Raw genomic sequence first — 3,454 nt, forward strand, 5'->3', positions numbered from 1 at the left:
GCCTATGCCATGACCGGCTGGCGCATCGGCTATGCCGGCGGCCCGAAACCACTGATCCAGGCGATGAAGAAGATCCAGTCGCAGAGCACCTCGAACCCGGCGGCCGTCTCACAGGCCGCAGCCCGGGAAGCCCTGGATGGCGACCCGTCCTGTATCGCCCCCATGCTGGCGGCGTTCCACGAGCGACACGACTATGTGGTTGCGGCACTGAATGCGCTGGATGGCGTGCGCTGTGCCGAGGCGGACGGCACCTTCTACGCTTTCCCCAACCTCAGCAGCGTGATTGAACGGCTGGACGGGATCAACGATGACGTCGAACTGGCGGAACACCTGCTGAACGAAGCCGGGGTGGCGCTGGTGCCGGGTTCCGCCTTTGGCGCACCGGGTTACCTGCGCCTGTCCTTCGCCACCGGCATGGACACGCTGAAAGACGCGCTGGGGCGTATCGCCAGGGCACTGGAAAGCTGAGTCCCACGCGGTTGACCAACCGGGGGCAGTTCCGTATCATCCCCGGCTTCGTGAAACGCGATTCCCCGGTAGCTCAGTCGGTAGAGCGGGTGACTGTTAATCACTAGGTCGGCAGTTCGAGCCTGTCCCGGGGAGCCATCTGCGACAAAAGGCCAGTGAAACCATCACTGGCCTTTTTACTGTTGCTTGTGCAGACCTGTTTGTTGATACTCGCGGACTACACCCTTCCCGTCTACACACGATACCTTGCTTGAATCACTGAGTTTACAGCTCATGGAATACACACTTACCTGCCAGCCATCATCACCTGATACCGGGCGCGTATTGTTACGTCCTGCCACACCATCACCCACCAGCTTGACCCGTGTGCGGTACGACATTTCAAAATGTCCCTCTGGCGAAAACCCGCTCAGTGTTGTTTCTACCTTGTACAACGCCAGGCCATATTGGGTTTTGACATTTTGAGGCACACTTCTGCAATGGATTCCGTCATCCTGTCTGTCGCAAAAGGTGGTATCGGAAGGCAGTAGCGAAGCCGGCTTTCCGCGACTGCTCCAGCGGCCGTCCAGGAGCGTGGCAATTGCCTCCTCGGGCGTCGAACTGGCCGGGGTGGCAATCCTGGAGGGTTTGTCTGCCGGAACGGAATCAGGCTTCTTCGCAACCGCCCCGGATTTTGGCTCAGACTTTGGTTTGAGTTCTGCTTTTTCCTGCACCTGACGGGCCGCAAGCCTCCGCCCGGCCTCCTGCTTCAAACGGGCAAGTTGCATCTGGACACTGACGTTGTCGGGTTTGCTGCGATGATCTGCAGGCTGTGGCGACCTGTCTGGCTCTGCAGGCCGCCCGGTCGATACCGTGGATTTTACCGGCACAACAGCCTTGACTGGCGCAGCAGCACTGGCTTGCGCCGCAGGCTCCACTGGCGTTATCGTCACGGCTTCAGGCCCGGATCTGGCTGGTGCCGTGGTCTCGATTTTTTCGCTGTTCTTTTCAGCCACTGGCCAGGCAGCCTCTGTAGAAGGCGTTTCAGCTTCGACGGTCTTGTCATCGAGGTCGGGTAATGGCTCACCAACAGCTTCACCCTGGTGGGCAACCTCTGGTGCTACCGGCATATCCTCATCGGCTACGCCAGTCAATGTTTCTGCCTTGTCAGTCAACTGATCCTCTTTCGTCAGATCATCCATCACCTTCGCTGTTTCTCTCTCAACTTTTTGCCCCGGCTGCGGCTGGGCCTGCGTAACGGCTTCAACCGCCTGCCGGTCCGGCGCCTCAGGCGGACGCTGATCATTGGCTGGCTCACGTAACAGATATACCGCCCCAACCAGAAGAACCGCGATCAACACAATGCTTTTTATATCACCCTTCTTTACCAGGCGCGTCAACCTGTCAGCGTTCGAGCGGGGTGGCACGGGGCGCTCCAGACCAACCCGTCGCTTGCTGGCTTCCGGTGCAGAAGGGGGGCCGGGCACCTCTGTTGACGCTTCAGCCCCGGCCCGGGGTTCTGTTTTCAGCGGCACTGTCTGATTGTTACCGGCGGCAGATGTTGATGCATCCGGCTTGCCTGAATTTATGGAATTGGCTGCCTTATTGTGTGTCGCGCCATGCGGATCTTTGTCTGCAGGATCTGCTGCATCCTCTGTGTTGTGATTCTCATCTCCGGTGCCCCGGGACACTCCGGAAGTATCCTGATGGTCGCGCGGCAGGCTGCGTGAACTTTCTGCCCCCCCGGCATCCGTGGCCAGTGAAAACTCACGCTCGGTCATCGGGGGGTCGGAAGCAAGCAGAAACTCATCCACCAACCCTTGAATGACGGTACCTGTATCATCGGCATCAAAGCGGTGCTTTTGTTCCAGACCGCCTTGCAGAAACAGGCGATTGGCAATCAGGTTAATACGACGTGGTATGCCGCCACTGTAGCAATAGATCTCGCGCAATGCGCCTTCGTCAATCGCCGGATCGCCTTTCCAGCCTACCCGGCTGAGCCGGTGCTCGATATAGTCAATGGTTTCGTCGAAGTTCAGGGCTTCCAGCGAGGCGGCCGCCACCAGTCGCTGCTGGAGATGCTCCATTTCCGGCGCATTGATCAGTCGCAGCAGGTTTTCCTGTCCAACCAGGAAAATCTGCAGCAGTAACTGGTAGCGGTATTGAAGGTTCGCCAACAAGCGCAGCTCTTCCAGGGCGCCTTTGGACAGGCCCTGTGCTTCATCCACGATCAGGATTGCTCGCTGACCAGCACGGATTTTGCGTACCAGGAAGGATTCTATTTCAGTCAGCAGGCTGGCCTTGCTGGCGTCTTCAGGGTGCAGGTCAAACGAACCAGCCACCATCCGCAACAGGTCGCGTGACTCCAGTTGGGTACTGGTCAACGTTGCGACCTGAACCTTGTTTTGATCCAGTTCAGCCAGAATCTCACCGATCAGGGTAGTCTTACCGGTGCCCGCGCCTCCGGTTATAGCAACAAAACCTTCGCCCTGGAAAATAGCGTATTCGAGATATGCCTTGGCATTGGCATAGCTTTCGTGATGCAGGGAGAAACGGTGGTCGGGTCCCAGCCGGAAGGGTTCGCCGGTGAACCCGTAATAATTTCTGTATACATCGAGCATTTCAGTGGGCGAGATCCTGGTATGGGTAGACCGGATTATAGAAAATTATTGCAACCTTTAGATCATACATCAAAAAATTGTCGGTACCTTCATCGGCCGGAAACCGCGGTTGCGGAGATTCTTTGTCAAAAAGTGCTTGACTTGGCACCTGTCATTGCCGATTCTTGCCCCCGTTGACAGGCATCGGCAACATGCAGCCCCGCCAGGAGGCCATCACGTGACCAAAAACCCGGTATTCCAGTTTGCGATCTGGGCAATTTTTCTGAACCCTCCGGCTTTCGCCCAGGAAGCCATCCAGATCGAAATTGACAGCGCTCCGGTTGAAGTCGAAATCAAAAAACCTGCGCCACCCGTGAAACAGTCGGAACCCGCGCCTGTGGAACAGG

Annotated in this window: 2 protein-coding genes and 1 tRNA gene; 2 read left to right on the forward strand and 1 reads right to left on the reverse strand. The window is 57.5% G+C overall.

Annotated elements, in window-relative coordinates:
* Both ACW81B_RS04920 and ACW81B_RS04925 read left to right on the forward strand, forming a co-directional pair.
* Positions 1-468 (forward strand): aminotransferase class I/II-fold pyridoxal phosphate-dependent enzyme (locus ACW81B_RS04920; protein WP_491579103.1); only part of this gene is annotated, 468 nt, incomplete at its 5' end.
* A gap of 62 nt (positions 469-530) precedes the next feature.
* Positions 531-606, forward strand: a tRNA-Asn gene (locus tag ACW81B_RS04925).
* A gap of 38 nt (positions 607-644) precedes the next feature.
* Here the strand turns inward: ACW81B_RS04925 and ACW81B_RS04930 are convergent.
* Positions 645-3,068 (reverse strand): AAA family ATPase, encoded by a 2,424-nt coding sequence (locus tag ACW81B_RS04930; RefSeq protein WP_491579104.1) that lies wholly within the window; start codon positions 3,066-3,068, stop codon positions 645-647.
* Between the last annotated feature and the right edge of the window lie 386 nt (positions 3,069-3,454).

Source organism: Thiogranum sp. (assembly GCF_058323355.1).

Coding starts and splice junctions, on each gene's coding strand:
- ACW81B_RS04930 (WP_491579104.1), bottom strand. CDS start 3,068: ATGCTCGATGTATACAGAAATTATTACGGGTTCACCGGCGAACCCTTC.